The 19,657-nt window shown below is 40.0% G+C and carries 17 protein-coding genes; 7 read left to right on the top strand and 10 right to left on the bottom strand.

Annotated features, from left to right (window positions below; genetic code table 11):
* Positions 1 to 3: 3 nt before the first annotated feature.
* The 10 genes from rlmN to G8E00_RS13545 form a co-directional block, all read right to left on the bottom strand.
* Positions 4 to 1,236 (bottom strand): 23S rRNA (adenine(2503)-C(2))-methyltransferase RlmN, encoded by a 1,233-nt coding sequence (gene rlmN, locus G8E00_RS13500; protein WP_166225404.1) that lies wholly within the window; start codon positions 1,234 to 1,236, stop codon positions 4 to 6.
* Positions 1,237 to 1,373: 137 nt separating this feature from the next.
* Complete coding sequence (gene ndk / locus G8E00_RS13505) at positions 1,374 to 1,805, bottom strand: nucleoside-diphosphate kinase (RefSeq protein WP_166012140.1); 432 nt, start codon at positions 1,803 to 1,805, stop codon at positions 1,374 to 1,376.
* 109 nt (positions 1,806 to 1,914) lie between these two features.
* Positions 1,915 to 2,115 carry a Fe-S cluster assembly protein IscX gene (gene iscX / locus G8E00_RS13510; protein ID WP_166012141.1) on the bottom strand — a complete coding sequence of 67 codons (201 nt, stop codon included), beginning with the start codon at positions 2,113 to 2,115 and terminating at the stop codon, positions 1,915 to 1,917.
* Positions 2,116 to 2,224: 109 nt separating this feature from the next.
* Entirely contained in the window at positions 2,225 to 2,968 is a 744-nt protein-coding gene (locus tag G8E00_RS13515) for a hypothetical protein (RefSeq protein ID WP_166225407.1), read from the bottom strand.
* A 99-nt stretch (positions 2,969 to 3,067) separates the two neighbouring features.
* Positions 3,068 to 3,619, bottom strand: a complete 552-nt coding sequence (locus tag G8E00_RS13520) for a phosphatase PAP2 family protein (protein ID WP_166012143.1) — start codon at positions 3,617 to 3,619, stop codon at positions 3,068 to 3,070.
* A 185-nt stretch (positions 3,620 to 3,804) separates the two neighbouring features.
* Positions 3,805 to 4,641, bottom strand: a complete 837-nt coding sequence (locus G8E00_RS13525) for an XAC2610-related protein (RefSeq protein WP_166225409.1) — start codon at positions 4,639 to 4,641, stop codon at positions 3,805 to 3,807.
* 104 nt (positions 4,642 to 4,745) lie between these two features.
* Complete coding sequence (locus tag G8E00_RS13530; RefSeq protein WP_166225411.1) at positions 4,746 to 5,696, bottom strand: hypothetical protein; 951 nt, start codon at positions 5,694 to 5,696, stop codon at positions 4,746 to 4,748.
* A gap of 261 nt (positions 5,697 to 5,957) precedes the next feature.
* Positions 5,958 to 6,974 (bottom strand): ketol-acid reductoisomerase, encoded by a 1,017-nt coding sequence (ilvC, locus tag G8E00_RS13535; RefSeq protein WP_166012146.1) that lies wholly within the window; start codon positions 6,972 to 6,974, stop codon positions 5,958 to 5,960.
* A 110-nt stretch (positions 6,975 to 7,084) separates the two neighbouring features.
* Positions 7,085 to 7,576 (bottom strand): acetolactate synthase small subunit, encoded by a 492-nt coding sequence (gene ilvN, locus G8E00_RS13540; RefSeq protein WP_166012147.1) that lies wholly within the window; start codon positions 7,574 to 7,576, stop codon positions 7,085 to 7,087.
* Positions 7,576 to 9,300: an acetolactate synthase 3 large subunit gene (locus G8E00_RS13545; protein ID WP_166225413.1), complete on the bottom strand. Its 1,725-nt coding sequence runs from the start codon at positions 9,298 to 9,300 to the stop codon at positions 7,576 to 7,578. Before G8E00_RS13545 ends, ilvN begins: the two co-directional genes overlap by 1 nt.
* 602 nt (positions 9,301 to 9,902) lie before the next feature.
* Between G8E00_RS13545 and G8E00_RS13550 the strand changes: the two genes are divergently transcribed.
* The 7 genes from G8E00_RS13550 to G8E00_RS13580 all read left to right on the top strand — a co-directional run bounded on the left by G8E00_RS13550 (position 9,903) and on the right by G8E00_RS13580 (position 19,648).
* Complete coding sequence (locus tag G8E00_RS13550) at positions 9,903 to 10,238, top strand: DUF4124 domain-containing protein (protein WP_227591373.1); 336 nt, start codon at positions 9,903 to 9,905, stop codon at positions 10,236 to 10,238.
* A 120-nt stretch (positions 10,239 to 10,358) separates the two neighbouring features.
* A complete protein-coding gene (gene leuS / locus G8E00_RS13555) occupies positions 10,359 to 12,980 on the top strand; it encodes a leucine--tRNA ligase (protein WP_166225417.1) in 2,622 nt (873 codons plus the stop codon).
* A 232-nt stretch (positions 12,981 to 13,212) separates the two neighbouring features.
* Entirely contained in the window at positions 13,213 to 13,773 is a 561-nt protein-coding gene (locus G8E00_RS13560) for an LPS-assembly lipoprotein LptE (RefSeq protein ID WP_166225419.1), read from the top strand.
* A 10-nt stretch (positions 13,774 to 13,783) separates the two neighbouring features.
* Entirely contained in the window at positions 13,784 to 14,770 is a 987-nt protein-coding gene (gene holA, locus G8E00_RS13565) for a DNA polymerase III subunit delta (RefSeq protein WP_166012152.1), read from the top strand.
* Between the two features lie 118 nt (positions 14,771 to 14,888).
* Positions 14,889 to 16,253 (top strand): efflux RND transporter periplasmic adaptor subunit, encoded by a 1,365-nt coding sequence (locus G8E00_RS13570; RefSeq protein WP_166012153.1) that lies wholly within the window; start codon positions 14,889 to 14,891, stop codon positions 16,251 to 16,253.
* Between the two features lie 2 nt (positions 16,254 to 16,255).
* Positions 16,256 to 18,235 (top strand): MacB family efflux pump subunit, encoded by a 1,980-nt coding sequence (locus G8E00_RS13575; RefSeq protein ID WP_166012154.1) that lies wholly within the window; start codon positions 16,256 to 16,258, stop codon positions 18,233 to 18,235.
* 9 nt (positions 18,236 to 18,244) lie between these two features.
* A complete protein-coding gene (locus tag G8E00_RS13580) occupies positions 18,245 to 19,648 on the top strand; it encodes an efflux transporter outer membrane subunit (RefSeq protein WP_166225422.1) in 1,404 nt (467 codons plus the stop codon).
* The last annotated feature ends 9 nt before the right edge of the window (positions 19,649 to 19,657 follow it).

The following is a 19,657-nucleotide window of genomic DNA, read 5'->3' on the forward strand; positions in this document are numbered from 1 at the left end:
AATTTAGCCTTCTGAACGCATAATTACATTACGTTCTTCGACTTTTTTCTTCCATTGTTCTGCACGACGAGTACGATCGGCAACTTGCCCCACAAGTTGACCACATGCCGCATCAATATCATCACCACGTGTCTGACGAATCGTACACACAAATCCTGCATCAGACAAAGTTTTTTGGAAAGAAATAATACGGTTACGACTCGAACGACCATAAGGTGCGTGCGGAAATGGATTAAATGGAATGAGATTAATTTTACTTGGTAAATTTTTAAGTAACTTAATCATTTGCTGTGCATGTTCAGGATGATCATTTACACCATCTAACATGACATATTCAATTGTGACGTGCTTACGTGAACTTTCATTACCATCTTTGGCAATATAACGCTGACAAGCAGCAATCAGTTGTTCTAATGGATACTTTTTGTTGATGGGCACAAGTTCATTACGAAGCTCATCATTTGGCGCATGTAATGAAATTGCTAATGCCACATCAATGTCTTTCACCAACTGATCAATCTTCGGTACGACACCTGAGGTTGACAGCGTTACACGGCGTTTAGACATCCCATATGCAAAGTCATCTAGCATAATGCGCATTGAATTAAGTACTGCGTCATAGTTAAGTAGAGGCTCGCCCATACCCATCATCACCACATTGGTGACCGAGCGCTCACGATCGGCAACAGGCACTTCTTCCATATAAGAGAAGTTCGCCATCCACAGCTGACCAATGATTTCTGCTTGAGTCAAATCTCGCTGGAAGCCTTGTTTACCTGTTGAGCAAAATGAACAATCCAAAGCACAACCGACTTGCGATGAAATACATAAGGTTTTACGTGCACCCGTTTTATCATCGGCTGGAATCAATACAGTTTCAACCAATGAACCAGCACCTTCACCGACACGGAATACCCACTTACGTGTACCATCTTTTGAATAGTTACGATGTACGACTTCTGGCGCAGAAATCTCACACATTTTTTCTAATTTTTCACGTAACTTACCTGAAATATTGGTCATTTCAGCAAAGTCAGTGACGAAGTATTGATGAATCCATTTCATCACCTGTCCTGCACGGAATTTCTTCTCCCCCATTTCTTCGAAGAATTTTTCCATTTGCGGACGTGACATGCCAAGTAAATTTACTTTCTGAACAGTTTCAGCCTTTACAGATGTTGATGATGGCTGTTGTTCATCTAGATTTACGGATGAAGCGACAACTTCAGAATTCATGAGCATTACCTAAACCATGTCGTGGGACGAAAGAACTGACTTAAAACAAAACCGCTCAATAATCGAGCAATAAAAAATAACGAAAATAAAAAAACCAGATAAGTAGTATAACACTTATCTGGTTTGAATACTGCGAATTAACGAGTACGTGGAGCAATCTCAGTTTGAGCGAAGAAGTAGTTCACTTCACGATCAGCAGATGCTACAGAATCAGAACCGTGAGCAGCGTTTTCATCGATGCTTACAGCGAAATCTGCACGGATTGTACCAGGAGCAGCTTCTTTAGGGTTTGTCGCACCAAGAATTTCACGGTGAGCAAGAACTGCATTTTCGCCTTCAAGAACTGAAACAACAACTGGACCAGAAGTCATGAAAGCAACTAAATCACCAAAGAAACCACGTTCTTTATGTTCAGCATAGAAACCTTCAGCTTCAGCTTTAGAAAGGTGTTTCATTTTAGTCGCAACGATTTTAAGACCAGCTTTTTCGAAACGAGCAAAGATGTCACCAATGTGGTTTTTACCAACAGCATCTGGTTTAACGATAGATAAAGTACGTTCAATAGCCATGATTGGCTCCTTAAGTCAAATTGACACGAAAAATTTTGGCGCATTATACCGAATAATGCACGACTTTCCGCTTTTGATATGTAAAAAAAATATTTTTTCGATAGAACAATTACTTTGCTTCATCAATCCAAGCCATTTGAATGCCTTCCAATAGGCCTTCAGTTGACTTGTTTGGATCATCGCTAAAGTTTGGCAATGCACAAACCCAAGCATGTAAATCTGTAAAACGAATCCATTGTGGATCTACATCAGGATGCGCCTCTAAAAGATCAAGCGCGATATCTAGCGTATCAGTCCAACGTAAGCCCATAGCCATTCCTAATATTTACCGATTGATGATTATACTTTAACAAATTTCAGTTCATCTGCATTATTTTCAACACCTTTGTCATTTTTTAATCTGAATCGCTTCAAAATCTTTAAATGCTCGGTGTCGCTTCCAAGTCTGATGGTGCATTACTCTCTGGACACCACTCGGTCGACTTGTCTTGCATACTCAATGACAACCAACGAGAACTACCCGCAGAGCCTGTACTGATTTGATCAACAAAATAGATATCTTGTTTATTATTTGCTTTCAACAAATAAACAGTGGTTTGATCGCCCAAATACTTCTGCTCACACATTTTATTGACAGAGATTTTTTGTTTTTTTAAAGATGGAATTGGATCTGGAAATTCTTGAAAATCGCCTGTTGGATTTAAGTCAATTGAGGTCACACCCCATTTTGCTTCTGCACCATAATAATTGATTTCCCAAGGCGCTTCATACTTGCGCTCGCGTAAAATAGCGACACGATCACCTAGTACATGAACACGAACCAAACCTTCGCGTCGAGTGATGGTACTATTGGTATGCGTATTAAACTGTTCGGTATATCCAACAGTTTGCCATTGAATATGCTCATCATTGGCTAACTGATCCCAGCTATATTGCGTCTGCTTTTCATCTAACATCAGATTTTTAATGAGCTCGCCCATTTCATAGATTGGAGTCTCTTGCATTTCTTGTGGAACGGCATAATCCTGCTTAAAAACAACATCATTTTGTGAATCTGATTGCGCTTTTTTATTTTCTATTTCATTGGTTTTTTCAATTTTGCTGGAATCTTGGCAAGCCGCCAAACCTAGTGCCAAAAGCATCATACTCAATCGTTTTTTCACTTAAAATCCATTTAACCTATCTAATTATTAGAACAGAGAAATGTTAAATTAAAATTCAATGAGTGAATACCGAAGAGTGCGTTCTCAGCAGTTAATAAACTATAAACTGATCGAAAAAAATGGTGCTAAATAAATAATGAAGAATCCAAGCAAACTCCCAATGATCGCACCGACAATAACATCACTTGGATAATGTAAACCCAGAACCATTCGAGATATTGCGACGCATATACTAAAGGGCAACATCAACACCAGTAACAACGGCTGTATAAAACCTAAAACAATACTTGCCATGACTGCATGTAAAGTATGTCCTGATGGAAAACTAAAATGATCTAAAGGTCGCTCACCCAATTGAATCACTTGATGCACCTGATAAGGTCTTGGTCGTGTTGTACGATGCTTCAGTCCCTTATAAATACACGTACCTGTCAATCCACCGAATAAAATATAAAGAATCGACGGCGTATAGGACCAGCCTTGAATCATCCAGACCCAAATCAACATAACGTACCAAAACCATCGATCGCCTAAGCGGCTTACAGCTTTAAAAAAGATCAAAATATGTTGATGATGTGACCATTGGTTTAAGTACAAACAACCTTTTAAATCCAGCGCGAGTATTTTTGTTTTTGTATTTTTAATGTTCATCTGCTTACTCCTTTTTCAAGTTCAGCATGTTGCAATTTTTATTGTTTTACCTCATGTGTTTTATCTAAAGCATAAAAAAACACCTAGCCCAATGCTGAGTCTAGATGTTTTTAATGACGCTTTAATGATGTTTTGATGACACATTGATGAACTCAATACTTAACATCAATGTTTCTCATTCTGTTTTATTCGGTCGGATTCACTCGATTCAACAAACCATTTTCGACTTGATAAAGTTGTCCATTACCATAATCGATCTGCTTTTTTTCACCATGTAAAACAGGTAATCCGACTAGTTTTTCTAACTGTGGAGAACGTTGGAACTGCTTCGTTTTTGGATTGTACATCCAGTAAATATAGCGTTTATCTTCAATTTTTCTATCACGTGATAGATCTGACAAAATCACATCATAATAACCGTCAAAGTTAATATCCATATATCCAATACTGCCTGGATAAGCGGAAAAACCTGTCAGTGTTTGTGCCACAGTATTGTTGGTTTTATTGATCACATCGACACGAGTAAGCAGTTGCTCTTGTACTGCAGTATCTGCTTTCACGCCATAAAATTTAAAGGTAAATAGCGGTTTATTTACGACTTTAAATGCAGGCTCAAATAAAATTGCACTGCCTGTTGGGTTTTGTGGCGTAACAAGTGTGCCTTGCAGAATACCTGTATTAACGTTGAGAACACCTGACAATTGTTTGGCTTCATAAGGGTCAGTAGCAGCCTCTAAACTCACTGAGTTTAGATTGATTTGGTTGCCCTTTTGCGTTCCACGAAACTCAGTTGTCTTTAACTGCACCAAGTCATACATGGTCGCATGTGGTTTAGCTATACCTGCATAAAGGCTGAGGAAATAACGCCCTTCTGTTGATTTCATCATGCGTTGCATGGAAACACGGACGTTATTCAACGGTTTCAATGGGTTTGCAGATGTAGTTGCTGTCACTACATTTTTTGCAAAGCTGAGCGTTGGAAGACTGAAGGCAGCAATAGAAAATAGAATTTTAATATTCATCACTGATTACGCGTAAAAATTTATTGTGAATACTCTATCATAGCGTCAGTACAATATAGATGATTTCCTTTTAGAATTTTAGAAGCTACTAATTTATTGCAATATCAAATTTTCCTTATTTGGGAAATATATAAAGGTTTATTTTTCTCGCAATAAACTTCAATACCAAATTTAGTAATTAAAGCCACTAAAGATGGCACAATCATTGTTACACCGAAGCCTAAAGTCGTTAAAGAACTAATAACAGTCGTTAAAATATATTTTTTATCTAAAAAAACTGTTAAACCATTTGTAAACCATGCTTTATAAATTTCACTTTCGGGATTACACATAGAATTATATAAAACTCTTTTTACAGCCTCATATATTGTTACACCAACTTCTTTGTCATCAATTTTTTGAGTTGGGCTTGGTAACATTATTCTTTGAGTATAAGGAAGTTGTTTAAGAGAGTAATCATGTACTGTATAAATCATATCTTTTGTTGATTGAGGTGAATATTTACCTATTTGCTCATATATTTCATCATTGCTAAGAGTTTGAATTATTCTAATCGCCTCACGTTCTACATCATCTTGATCAATGCCAAACTCATTAAAACCAGTTAATGTTGCTAATGCTACTTCCTGATTAAACCTTTCTATAATTTCGCTATGAAAGATATTTCGAGTCCTTTGAGTTTTGATTACTGTATGATTTTGAAGTACTTCTTTAATATATTCTTTTGCTTTTTGCACATCTTTAATACGAAGATAATAAATAGCAAGTAAAGAAATTGTCTCGATATAAACCCTAGTATTGGAATTAACAACCTTTATGTTTGATTCTAAAATTTGTTTAATTGAATCAAATTCAGCCATTTCTATCGCCAATTCACAAAATTTATTTTTAGCCTGAATAAGCCTAATATAATGTCCTGTTGGTCGTAAAACATTTTGGATATCAACCACAAGCTCTCTTGCAAATTTTATATTTTTTTCAAAAATAGCTTTTTCTAGCTTTGGCTCAAGAATCTGTAATTTGTTTTTTTGCTCTACAGTTAAAGGTGCTGTCACTTATTTCCTCATTAAAGATTAACTTATACAATTTTTATAAAAGATTAACTTATACAATTTTTATAACATAAAAATCAGTTAGCTAAGAAGACCATTTTGGATTTTATCAACGATTTTGTTTGCTTAAATCCGTGATATATCAAACTCAGAACACTGTTCTGAATAAAGAGCAACGCTTTGCCATCTTTAAGGTGCGTAATACTTAATAAAAAACCCACTCAAAATGAGTGGGTTTCACATCAAATCAAATGATCCGAGAAATTAGTTTTTCTCTTTATCAACGATTTTGTTTGCTTGAATCCAAGGCATCATCGCACGTAACTTGTTACCTGTTACTTCGATACCGTGAGCAGCGTTTTGACGACGACGAGCCGTCATAGATGGGTAGTTCAACGCACCTTCTTGGATGAACATCTTCGCATATTCACCAGATTGAATACGTTTAAGCGCATTACGCATTGCTTCACGAGATTGTTCATTGATTACTTCAGTACCAGTCACATATTCGCCGTATTCAGCGTTGTTAGATACTGAGTAGTTCATGTCCGCGATACCACCTTCGAACATCAAGTCAACGATAAGTTTTAACTCATGTAAACATTCGAAGTAAGCCATTTCAGGTGCATAACCAGCTTCAACCAAAGTTTCGAAGCCCATTTTCACCAATTCAACAGCACCACCACAAAGAACTGCTTGCTCACCAAATAAGTCAGTTTCAGTTTCTTCACGGAAAGAAGTTTCGATGATACCCGTACGACCACCACCTACGCCTGAAGCATAAGAAAGCGCAACGTTACGTGCATTACCAGAAGCATCTTGATGAATTGCGATTAAGTCAGGAACACCTGAACCACGTTGGAATTCTGAACGTACAGTATGACCAGGAGCTTTTGGCGCAACCATGATCACGTCTAAGTCTTTACGTGGCACAACTTGGTTATAAAGAATTGAGAAACCGTGAGCAAATGCTAAAGTCGCACCTTGCTTGATGTTTGGCTCGATTACATCACGGTAAAGTTGAGCTTGAAACTCATCTGGAGTCAAGATCATTACTAAGTCAGCTTGAGCTACAGCAGCAGGCACTTCAGACACTTTAAGACCAGCATTTTCAGCTTTTTTCCAAGAAGCAGAACCAGCACGTAAACCAACAGTTACGTCAACGCCTGAATCTTTAAGGTTAAGCGCATGAGCGTGACCTTGTGAACCGTAACCAATGATCGCTACTTTTTTGCCTTGGATGATAGAAATATCTGTGTCTTTATCGTAAAAAATTTGCATTGCTGTCTCCGCTAAAATGCATGTGTCCTTTTATTTGCTGTCATGATTTTTATAATATTCATGCCAGCAAATCCTTTCTTATCGAAAGGAAGAATACCTAAATTAAAATATTAAAGTGTTAAAACTTTTTCGCCGCGTGCAATACCTGACACGCCTGAACGAACAACCTCAAGGATGGTATTTTCTGCCAAAGCATCAATAAAACCATCAATCTTTTCAGTTGTACCTGCAATTTGAATCGTATACGTCGTTGGTGTGACATCCACAATCGAACCACGGAAAATATCAGCAGTACGCTTGATTTCAGCACGAGCAGAACCCAATGCTTTGACTTTAATCAGCATCAATTCACGCTCAATGTGCGCACCTTCAGACAGATCAACCACTTTCACCACTTCAACCAATTTGTTCAGTTGCTTGGTAATTTGTTCAATCTTGTGGTCATCACCATAAGTCGTCAATGTCAAACGCGACATGGTCGAATCTTCAGTTGGCGCTACGTTTAAAGTCTCAATGTTATAACCACGTTGAGAAAATAAACCCACCAAACGTGAAAGCGCACCAGCTTCGTTTTCAACGAGTACAGAAATAATATGTCTCATTATGTGCGCTCCCCTTTTGCTAACCACATATCTTGCATCGATTGACCTGCGATAAGCATTGGATAAACGTGCTCACTACGATCAACCATGACGTTAATGAATACGCATTTATCGTTGATTGCCATTGCTTCAGCAAGTTTTGATTCCAACTCATCTGCATGATCAATTTGAATACCTACGTGACCGTAAGCTTCCATTAATTTTGCAAAATCTGGCAATGAATCAACATAAGAGCTTGAATGACGACCTTCGTAATTCATATCCTGCCATTGTTTCACCATACCCAAAGCACGGTTATTTAAGCAGAGAATTTTTACATTTAAGCCATATTGCTTACATGTTGAAAGTTCTTGGATACACATCTGAATCGATGCTTCACCGGTAATACACACCACTTGTTGATCTGGGAATGCAAGTTTTGCAGCCATTGCGTATGGCAAGCCCACACCCATGGTGCCCAAACCACCTGAGTTAATCCATTGACGAGGACGCGTATATTTGTAATACAACGCACCAAACATTTGATGCTGCCCAACGTCTGAGGTAATAATCGCTTGGCTATTGGTAATTTTATCCAATGCTTGAACCACTTGTTGTGGCTTCATCACACCATCGACACCAGCTTCATAACGTAAGCCATGAACTTTACGCCATTCATTGATTTGTGACCACCAAGCTGCAATTGCTTCAGGATTTGGTTTAGAAACATTGAGCTGTTTCAATTGGACCAACATCTCTTGAAGTACAGGCTCAACTGCACCCACAATTGGGATGTGCGCCATAATCGTTTTTGAAATGGTCGCAGGGTCAATGTCAATATGAATGACTTTCGCATTTGGACAGAATTTTGCTGGGTTATTGGTTACACGGTCATCGAAACGTGCACCAATTGCCAAAATCACATCAGCATTGGCCATAGTCATATTGGCTTCATATGTACCATGCATACCCAACATGCCAATGAATTGCTCATCATTTCCTGGGAAAGCACCTAAGCCCATAAGCGTATTGGTCACTGGGAAGTTCAAAAGATGTGCAAGTTCTGTCAATAATTCAGATGCATTACCTTGAACAACACCACCACCCGTATAAATCACTGGGCGTTTAGCATTCAACAACTCATCAATTGCTTTACGAATTTGTCCTGTATGACCACGATGCGGTGGTTGATACGAGCGCATTTTTACTTTTTCAGGATATTCGTATGCAAATTTTTCAGCTGGGTTTGTCGCGTCTTTTGGAATATCGACAACTACAGGACCTGGACGACCTGATGATGCAATATAAAATGCTTTTTTAATAATTGCAGGAATTTCACTTGCATGACGCACTTGGAAACTGTGTTTAACGATAGGACGTGATACACCGACCATATCGGTTTCTTGGAATGCGTCTTCACCAATTAAATGTGTTGCCACCTGACCTGACAAAATCACCATTGGGATTGAGTCCATATAGGCAGTTGCAATTGGTGTGACTGTATTTGTTGCACCTGGACCTGATGTCACGAGTACGACACCAGTTTTACCTGTCACACGTGAGTATGCATCTGCCATATGACCAGCAGCTTGCTCATGACGTACGAGGTAATGATTGATTTTATCTTGTTTAAATAGCGCGTCGTAAATATGTAAAACTGCGCCGCCTGGATATCCAAAAACATGTTCAACGCCTTCGTCCGCTAAAGCACGAACAAGCATTTCACCACCAGATAAAAGTTCCAACGTATTCACCCTAATCTTTATTCCACGACGTTATGGGAGACATAAATCGTGATTCATTCATTGATTGTATGCACTGTTATAGCACACATATTTACTGGTTTTTGCTGCAATAAAAAAATATTTAGGTCCACAGCCGTTTGAGCTGTATCTGCATAATCAATATGTTGGGATAAACATATTTCAGCGAATTCATTTTCTCGGCTTAGAGAAAACGTTATTGCAAGCTATGAACTTTATTCGAAGGGTGATCGAATAAAACATATAAAACTAGTGCTGCATTTTTAGTTATTTTGGCGATCAAAGTCAAGGTTTCCATCGTGTTTTTTATTGATTATTTACCAAGCGCACGATTTGCAATCTATAACTTTTTATTTTATAAATTATAAAAAATATTTCAATGACTTATAAGATTATAAATTTACAAAAGAAATATTCACAACACACTCAACTAGATTAAAATACAATCAACAACGAACAGATATCGACTTTAGAAATTTCAACATACAAAAACAACGATTATCTTCTAAAATTGATTGAGTATATTTAGGGTAATAGCCATGATTCATAAAATATTTAATTTTAAATTGTTAGTGGGAATAACTGTGTTATCTGTTTTCACTCTAAATTCAACTTCTGTTGTAGCGGCTGAATATTACAAATGGGTAGACAGCAAAGGCACTACACACTACAGCAAAACACCGCCACCTAAATCTGCAAAAAAACGAACCACTGTAAAAACGTATGGTTATAGAGGTGATAGCTCTACTGCTGCCACACCCGTCAATAATGTTGAAAATCAAAATCAGCCTGCAGTAGTTGAAAATCAAAATACTCCAACTGTGGTCGAACAAACGCCTCCGCAAGTTGTAATTCCAGTAAATCCACAAAATGTTGAAGTTTCACCACCACAACTGGCTGAGCAACCTGTCTTAAAATAATGTGATTACATTTTATATTTAATTTTCACCGCGAATTGTATAAGCAAAATTCACTTTTAGGTGCATTTTGCGCTATGCTGTGCAACAAACTTTTTCACCGTAATTCATTAATACGTATATATGACTACTCACATTGACTCAGAATATCAAGCCAGTGCGATTGAACCTCAAGTCCAACAGGATTGGGAAACTCGCAAAGCCTTTAAAGTTGCCGACACTGTAGAAGGTCCACGTCGTTATATCCTCTCAATGTTCCCATACCCAAGTGGCAAGCTACATATGGGTCATGTGCGTAACTATACAATTGGTGACGTGATCAGCCGATTCCACCGTTTAAAAGGTGAAACTGTTCTTCAACCTATGGGTTGGGATGCTTTTGGTCTACCTGCTGAAAATGCTGCGATTGCACACCAAGTTGCACCAGCAAAATGGACTTTTGAAAATATTGATTACATGCGTAATCAGCTTAAAAAACTAGGTCTTTCAGTCGATTGGGATCGCGAATTTGCGACCTGTACACCAGAATATTACCGCTGGGAACAATGGTTATTTGTTCAGCTGTATAAAAAAGGTCTGATCTATCGCAAACTTTCAACAGTAAACTGGGATCCTGTTGATCAAACAGTGCTTGCAAACGAACAAGTGGAAAATGGTCGTGGTTGGCGTTCAGGTGCATTGGTTGAAAAACGTGATATTCCAATGTACTACTTCCGCATCACAGACTATGCACAAGAATTACTAGACGATTTAGAAACATTAAAAGACGGTTGGCCACAACAAGTCTTGACCATGCAACGTAACTGGATCGGTCGCTCACAGGGTATGGAAATCACCTTCCCTTCAGCAAATCCAGAAATCTATGCAGATGGTTTAACTGTATTTACGACACGTGCCGATACTTTAATGGGTGTGACTTATGTTGCTGTGGCAGCAGAACATCCAATGGCACTTAAAGCGGCTGAGAACAATGCTGAACTTGCAGCATTCATCGAAGAATGCCGTATGGGTTCTGTGGCAGAAGCTGACCTTGCCACTGCTGAGAAAAAAGGCATGGCAACTGGTCTTTCTGTGAAGCATCCAGTCACAGGTGAAGAAGTTCCAGTTTGGATCGCCAACTACGTGTTGATGTCGTACGGTTCAGGTGCGGTGATGGCAGTTCCATCACACGATGAACGTGACTTCGAATTTGCCAACAAATATGGCTTAACCATCAAACAAGTCATTGATGCTAAAGGCGCTGATGATAGCGATTTTGATGCAACACAATGGCAAGAATGGTACGGTTCTAAAGAAGGTAAACTAGTTAATTCAGGCGAATTTGACGGTTTAGATTTCCAAGGCGCATTTGATGCATTCCTTGCAAAACTTGAGCCGAAATCGCTTGCGAATGTAAAAGTTCAATTCCGTTTACGTGACTGGGGTGTTTCTCGTCAGCGTTATTGGGGTTGTCCAATTCCAATGATTAACTGTGAAAAATGTGGTCAAGTACCCGTACCTGAAGATCAACTTCCTGTTGTACTTCCAACTGACGTTGTACCAGACGGTTCAGGTAACCCATTGAACAAAATGCCTGAATTCTATGAAACAAAATGTCCATGCTGTGGTGGCGACGCACGTCGTGAAACAGATACTTTGGATACCTTCGTAGAGTCTTCTTGGTACTACGCACGTTATGCATCTCCTGACTTTACGGGCGGTATGGTAAAACCAGAAGCAGGTCAAACTTGGCTTCCTGTGAACCAATACATTGGTGGTGTTGAGCACGCGATTTTGCATTTGTTATACGCGCGCTTCTTCCACAAATTGATGCGTGATGAAGGTGTGGTACAAGGCAACGAACCATTCACCAACCTGTTAACTCAAGGTATGGTGCTTGCAGATACCTATTACCGTGAAGCAGAGTCAGGTAAGAAAACTTGGTTCAACCCTGCCGACATCGAACTTGAGAAAGACGAGAAAGGTCGCATCACGTCTGCAAGATATAAAGAAGATGGTTTGGATGTGATCGTCGGCGGTCAAGAAAAAATGTCGAAATCAAAAAACAACGGTATCGACCCGCAAGCGATTATTGACCAATACGGCGCAGATACAGCACGTGTATTCATGATGTTCGCAGCACCACCAGATCAATCTCTTGAATGGTCAGATGCAGGTGTTGAAGGTGCAAACCGTTTCTTAAAACGCGTATGGCGTTTGGCGACTGGTTTCCTTGAACAAGGTAACAATGCATCAAACATCGACAAAGCTACGCTTTCTACTGCTGCGCAAGACCTACGTCGTAAAACACATGAAACCATCCAAAAAGTGGGTGATGACATCGAACGTCGTCATGCATTTAACACTGCGATTGCAGCAATGATGGAATTGCTTAATGCAAACAACAAGTTTGAAGCAAAAGATGACAATGACGTGGCTGTTGCTCGTGAATCAATCACTACCCTGTTAACTTTACTTGCACCATTTGCACCGCACTTAAGCCAAACATTATTGGCGCAGTTTGGTATCGAGTTAACAACTGCTCAGTTCCCTACTGTTGATGAGTCTGCGTTAACACGTAATACCCAAACGATTGTGGTTCAAGTGAACGGTAAACTTCGTGGCAAACTTGAAGTATCAGTTGATGCATCGAAAGATGACATCTTGGCTCAAGCCAAAGCATTACCTGAAGTTCAACAATTCTTGACGGGTCCAACCAAGAAAGAAATTGTTGTACCGAATAAACTCGTGAATTTGGTGGTTTAATTTAATCCCCCTAAATCCCCCTTTATAAAAGGGGGACTTCCCAACCCAAATAAAAAAAATGAGGTCTCCTCCCTTTTTTTAAAGGGAGGTCGGGAGGGATTAAAAAACAATTCCCAAACAAAGCCCGTTGCCAGCCAACGGGTTTTGACCTTACAATTCCTATTCAGTTAGGTAACAATTTTCTAACCATCTGACAGTATTTAGTTGGTGAACCAATCCAAAGAGGTCTAGCATGCATTTAGCTCAGCGTTTAACAGCAGTTGTTTTAACTTTAGGTTTAAGTGCAGGCTTGGTTGGCTGTGATTTCCATCTCAAAGGCACCAATCCCACGGCGACGCCTTTGGTGTATACAAAACTCCAGTTGGCTATGCCTTCAAATACTGAAGATTTTGAGAAAAAATTAAGTGTTTACTTGGCCGCTACAGGTGTTCAACTCAGCAATGCTGAAGATGCTTATGTACTACGTATTCTCGATTACAAACCTCAACGTCACGAACTCAAAGGACGTCTTATCGAGGTTCTGTTACGCTTAAATGTGACTTTCCAAATTGAAGATCGTGCGGGTAATCCATTAACGCAACCACGTACAGTCAGTGCATCACGTAGTTACCAATACAACATTGCAACGGTAAACACCGACGACCAACAAAATCGCTACTTGAAAGAAATCTTGATTGATGATGTAGCTCAACAAATTTCACGTCAAATTGGCGCAAATCGCTTACCGAAAGCGAATATCAGCAGTACCGTGCCAACAATCCAAAATAGTAATGTATCAAACACCTCTGAGTGATTGATTCCAGATGAAAATTGACTATCTCCAAGCGTTAAAGCGCATAGATGAAGCCCGAGGCGCTTGGATATTGCATGGTCAAGAACCCCTACTCGAACAAAATTTATCAGATGCTTTTCGTCAAAGCTGGATCACACATGATTTTGAACGTCAACGCTATGACATCAATAGTGTAAGCGATTGGAAAAATGTGTTTAATGCATTAAATAGCCTGTCATTATTTTCGCAAAATTTAGCGATTGAAGTACATGGCAACATTAAACCAGATGCCAGCAGCTTAAAATTACTCAAACATTATATTCAGCATAATGAGCATAATCTTTTACTCATTATTATGCCGAAACAAGACAGCGCCAGCTTGAAATCAGCATTTTTTCAATTGGTGGAAGCCAATGGCGTGGTGGTTGCCTTAAATGCATCTTCAGCACAAGATCGGCAACGTATTTTAGCAGTTGAAGCCAATAAACTCGGCATTCAACTGGATCAAGAGGCATGGCTTTGGCTTGAACAAAATCATGAGCACAATTTATTGGCCGCTAAAAATAGCTTAATGCGTGTTGCTGATACTTTTCCTGAATTAAATCAAATCGGAATTGAACAACTGCATGAATGCTTACAAGATCAATCTCGTTATTCGACATTTGATTTAAGTGATTCGATTTTACGAGGCAACCTCAATCAATCGATCAAAACATTTCAATACTTGGTGGCATCAGGTGAGCCCAATAGTCTCATTCTGTGGACATTGAGCAAAGAAATGCGTTTACTCATGCAACTGTTTGAGCAACCGCAAAATGCATTACAACTTGGCATTTGGAAAACCAAAGTCAGTCAATATCAGCAAGCCTTGCGCCGACTGAATCCACAGCATTTCCTGATGTGGCCTGATCTTCTTTTGCGTATAGATGCATCAATTAAAGGGATGAGTCAAGAAAACCCTGAACATTTAATTCAGCAGTGTATCGCAGAAATGTGTGGTTATCGTTTATTCAATTAACTAAAGCTTTTGTTAAATATCATATTTTTTATTTATCTTGTTTTAAAAAAAATTCACGCTTTATCCTTATTTCATCATTATAATTTGTATAATTTTCTTTCACCATGTACATACCAATATGCCAAAAATAAAACCGATTAAAGCTCTGTTCATTGCAATTGGCATTGCCTTGATTGCATTTGCTGCATGGTACTTCTTTATTAAGGAAGAACCTATAAAAAATCAGTATATTACCGCCAATGTAATGCGTAGCGATATTGAAAATTCAGTCCTTGCAACAGGTGTGCTTGAAGCAACCAAAATGGTCAGCGTCGGTGCTCAGGTCTCTGGTCAGGTCAAAAAAATGTACGTGAAACTCGGTGACCAAGTGAAACAAGGTCAACTGATTGCACAAATTGATTCGATCCGTCAGGACAACGATGTAAAAAACTCAGAAGCAAGTATTAAAAATCAACAAGCTCAATTGGCAGTTAAACAAGCAAACTTAGCCAAAGTTGAAGCAGAATATAACCGTCAAAAAGCCATGTATGCTCAAGATGCAACATCATTGGCTGAGCTTCAAGGTGCTTTAGCAAGCTATAAAACAGCTCAAGCTGACATTCAAGCGATCAATGCACAAATTGAACAATCTCGTTTGACCTTATCAACGGCCCGAGAAAATTTAGGCTATACCCAAATTGTTGCGCCAATGGATGGGACCATTGTGGCGATTGTGACTGAAGAAGGTCAAACCGTAAACGCCAACCAAAGTGCGCCAACGATTGTTAAATTGGCACAATTGAACAACATGACCATTAAAGCTGAAATTTCTGAAGCCGATGTCATGAAAGTTCAAGAAGGTCAAACAGTTTACTTCACCACACTGGGTGATAACGAAACCAAGCACTATGCAAAACTTCGTCAAGTTGAGCCAGCGCCAAACTCGATTAATACAGAATCTAATAGTAATTCTTCATCTTCTTCATCAAGTTCAGCGGTGTACTACAACGCTTTATTTGACGTTCCAAATGAAGATGGCAAATTACGCATTGATATGACTGCTCAGGTTTATATTGTTTTAGATGAAGCAAAAAATACCTTAAGTATTCCGGCATCTGCAGTACAAGCATCGAACCGTCCACAACGTAATCGTGGTGCAAATAATAGCAATGGTGCAGAAGCATCTGCTCGTGATGGTGAGCGAGGCGATAAAGGACAACGCGGTGAACGTCCTGAAGGCGAACGTCCAAAACGTCTTGAACTGAACGAAAATGAGAAAGCCCTCATTGCTCAAGGTAAAGCCTCTATGGCAATGGTACGTGTTGTCCAAGCCGATGGTTCTGCGAAACCAACACCTGTGCTGATTGGTTTAAACAACCGTGTAACTGCACAAGTGCTTAAAGGCTTAAAAGAAGGCGATAAAGTCGTTATTGCTGATGGTTCAGATACTTCAAACGATTCTGCAAAACGTGGTGGTGGTAGCCGCGGCCCAATGAGAATGTAATCATGAGTCAAACTCAAAAGCCTCTACTGGAGGTCAAGGATCTGACTCGTGAATTCCCTGCAGGTGAAAGCACGGTTCAGATTCTCAAAGGTATTAATCTAGAGATTTATCCAGGTGAACTGGTGGCCATTGTAGGTCAATCAGGTTCGGGTAAATCAACCCTAATGAATATTTTGGGATGCTTGGATAAACCGACGAATGGTAGTTACAAAGTCAAAGGTCGAGAAACTCGCGAGCTTGAACCTGATGAACTGGCACAACTGCGTCGTGAATACTTTGGTTTTATTTTCCAGCGTTATCATTTACTCGGTGATTTGACTGCTGCTGGCAACGTCGAAGTCCCTGCCATTTACGCAGGTGTCGATGGCGAAGCTCGTCACCAACGTTCAACGGAATTGTTGACAGATTTAGGTCTAGGTGAAAAAACTCAAAACCGTCCAAGTCAATTGTCAGGCGGTCAGCAACAACGTGTGTCTATTGCACGTGCGCTGATGAATGGTGGTGACGTGATTCTTGCCGATGAACCAACAGGTGCATTGGATAAGAACAGTGGTGTTGAAGTAATGCGTATTTTACGTGAACTCAATGCCAAAGGTCATACCATTATTCTGGTAACCCATGATATGAATGTTGCTAAAAATGCAACGCGTATCATTGAGATTAGTGACGGGAATATTTTATCTGATCGGCCCAATGTTCCAGAATCAGATGGTGAACCATTAGAAAAACAGCAACTGGTCAAACAAGCGCAAAAGAAAACCGCGTCTTGGCGGTCTGCATTTGATCGCTTAGGTGAAGCATTCAATATGGCACTCCTCGCCATGAATGCGCATCGTATGCGAACTTTTTTAACCATGCTCGGGATTATCATTGGTATTGCATCAGTGGTTTCTGTTGTAGCACTGGGGAATGGTTCACAGAAGCAGATTTTAGAAAATATCAGTAGTTTGGGGACCAATACCATTACCGTATATTCAGGTAAAGGCTTTGGTGATAATTCCAGAAGTTCTCAAGTTAAAACCCTGATTCCTGCCGATGGTGATGCTTTAGCTGAACAACCGTATGTCGATGGTGTCAGTCCAACAGTCACTTCAAGTGTCACTGCTCGATTCAAAGATACTGAAGCTTCCGCAACCGTCAATGGTGTCAGTGAAGACTACTTTTATGTCAAAGGTTTAACCTTCCAGTCAGGTCAGCCTTTTGATAAAGAAAGTGTCACTCAACAAACCCAAGATGTGGTGATTGATAGTAATACCAAAAACACCTTCTTTAGTGATGGTACTGATCCTGTAGGTCAAGTCCTGCTACTGGGCAGTGTTCCAAGCCGTGTCATTGGTGTGATTGATGCACAAAAGAACATGATGGGTAACTCCGACAGTTTAAATGTGTATCTACCCTACTCGACTGTGATGAGCCGAATGTTAGGTCAATCCAATGTACGTAGCATCATCGTACGTATTAAAGATGAATACCCAAGTGCTGCTGCAGAAAATGCGATTTTAAATCTGTTGGTTCAACGCCACGGTGCTCAGGACGTATTTACCCAAAATGCCGACAGTATTCGTGAAACTATTCAACAAACCACACAAACCATGACTTTATTGGTCTCTGCGATTGCGGTGATTTCTTTGGTGGTTGGTGGTATTGGTGTCATGAACATCATGTTGGTGTCTGTGACTGAACGTACGCAAGAAATTGGGGTACGTATGGCAGTCGGTGCACGTCAAAGTGATATTTTGCAACAGTTCCTGATTGAAGCCGTACTAGTCTGTATATTAGGCGGTATTTTAGGGGTGCTGTTATCGCTCGGTATTGGTCAGTTGATTAGTCATTTTGCCGGTGGAACATTCCAAATGGCGTACTCAACCACGTCTATTGTCGCGGCTTTCGTATGTTCAAGTATGATTGGTATTGTGTTCGGATTTATTCCTGCTCGTAATGCTGCACAGCTTGATCCAGTTGACGCACTGTCTAGAGAATAAGGATTTATCATGAAAATCAAAACAACTCGTCTGCTGACTGCACTAATTTTAAGTGGTTCATTGTTTGGCTGTGCAGCAATCGTGAAATCACCTTATGAACAGCCAAGTGTCAATGTACCAAGCAGTTTCCAAAACAGTAAAACCACGACACGTACTGTTTATCAAGATGTGCAGGCCGACCAGTGGTGGACACTGTTTGGTGATCAACAGTTGAATCAACTGGTCAACCAAGTGATTGAACGTAATACTGACCTTGCAGTTGCAGGATTGAATTTGCAGACTGCACGCTTGCAAGCAGGTTTGGCTGAAAATAAACAAGGCATCCGCGTCAGTTCAAGTGTCTCTACGGGTCATAATATTGACCTGAATTCAGGCGATGACTCTTCAAAAGGATTATCGCTCAGTGGTGGCGTCAGTTATGAAACTGATTTGTTTGGGAAGCTTGCACGCCAAACTGAAGCAGCCAAATGGGAAGCTTTAGCGAGTGAACAAGACTTACAAGCCACTGCGCAAAGCTTGATTGCGACCACAGCTCAGTTGTACTGGCAATTGGGTTATTTGAATGAACGCTATAACGTGGCACAGCAAAACTTAGCCAGCACACAAAAGACTTATGAATTGGTGCGTACTCAGTATCGTTTAGGTGCAGTGTCTGGTCTAGATTTGGCGACTGCTGAGCAAGCCGTTCAAAGTCAGAAGTCGACGTTGAGTCAAATTGCACAGCAAAAAGTAGAAACGCGTACCGCTTTGGCTGTGTTGTTACAACAGCCTGTGCAACAGCTAAGTATTCAGGAACCAACGCATTTACCTGCCACGACCTTACCCATGATTGAAGCAGGCTTACCTGCGGAATTATTGGCACGTCGTCCAGATTTAAATGCGTCGGAACTTCGTTTGCGTAAAGCTTTAGCGACCAAAGATGCGACCAAAGCCAGTTATTACCCGTCGATTAGCTTAACAGGTAACTTGGGTTCATCGAGCACGTCCTTAACTTCGCTTTTACAAAACCCTGCCCTCGCTTTGGGTGCAAATTTAAGTCTGCCATTTTTGCAATATAACGATATGAAAAAAGACATTGCCATTAGCAAGCTCGATTATGAGAAAGCGATTGTGCAGTACCGTCAAACTTTGTATCAGGCTTTTGCAGATGTTGAAAATGCCTTGTCTGCACGTATTGAGCTAGATAAACAAGTGGCGAATCAGGAGCGTAATGTTCAATTGGCCGAAAAGGCGGAGCGTTTAAATGAAATCCGTTATAAGAACGGTGCAATTGCGTTGAAAAACTTAATTGATGCGCAAAAGACTACACGTGATGCGCGTGTGAGCTTGGTTCAAACCAAGCAAAATCAATACAATGCGTATGTGACTTTAATGAAAGCTTTAGGCGGTAGTCCGATTAAACAGTTGCCTTAAATAAAAAAT

The sequence above is a fragment of the Acinetobacter shaoyimingii genome (assembly GCF_011578045.1).
In the GTDB taxonomy this organism is placed as follows: Bacteria; Pseudomonadota; Gammaproteobacteria; order Pseudomonadales; family Moraxellaceae; genus Acinetobacter; species Acinetobacter shaoyimingii.

Excerpts from the sequence above, each read along its gene's own strand:
- rlmN (WP_166225404.1), bottom strand. The coding sequence starts at position 1,236 with ATGAATTCTGAAGTTGTCGCTTCATCCGTAAATCTAGATGAACAACAG.
- ndk (WP_166012140.1), bottom strand. The coding sequence starts at position 1,805 with ATGGCTATTGAACGTACTTTATCTATCGTTAAACCAGATGCTGTTGGT.
- iscX (WP_166012141.1), bottom strand. The coding sequence starts at position 2,115 with ATGGGCTTACGTTGGACTGATACGCTAGATATCGCGCTTGATCTTTTA.
- G8E00_RS13520 (WP_166012143.1), bottom strand. The coding sequence starts at position 3,619 with ATGAACATTAAAAATACAAAAACAAAAATACTCGCGCTGGATTTAAAA.
- G8E00_RS13525 (WP_166225409.1), bottom strand. The coding sequence starts at position 4,641 with ATGAATATTAAAATTCTATTTTCTATTGCTGCCTTCAGTCTTCCAACG.
- ilvC (WP_166012146.1), bottom strand. The coding sequence starts at position 6,974 with ATGCAAATTTTTTACGATAAAGACACAGATATTTCTATCATCCAAGGC.
- ilvN (WP_166012147.1), bottom strand. The coding sequence starts at position 7,576 with ATGAGACATATTATTTCTGTACTCGTTGAAAACGAAGCTGGTGCGCTT.
- leuS (WP_166225417.1), top strand. The coding sequence starts at position 10,359 with ATGACTACTCACATTGACTCAGAATATCAAGCCAGTGCGATTGAACCT.
- G8E00_RS13560 (WP_166225419.1), top strand. The coding sequence starts at position 13,213 with ATGCATTTAGCTCAGCGTTTAACAGCAGTTGTTTTAACTTTAGGTTTA.
- holA (WP_166012152.1), top strand. The coding sequence starts at position 13,784 with ATGAAAATTGACTATCTCCAAGCGTTAAAGCGCATAGATGAAGCCCGA.
- G8E00_RS13570 (WP_166012153.1), top strand. The coding sequence starts at position 14,889 with ATGCCAAAAATAAAACCGATTAAAGCTCTGTTCATTGCAATTGGCATT.
- G8E00_RS13575 (WP_166012154.1), top strand. The coding sequence starts at position 16,256 with ATGAGTCAAACTCAAAAGCCTCTACTGGAGGTCAAGGATCTGACTCGT.
- G8E00_RS13580 (WP_166225422.1), top strand. The coding sequence starts at position 18,245 with ATGAAAATCAAAACAACTCGTCTGCTGACTGCACTAATTTTAAGTGGT.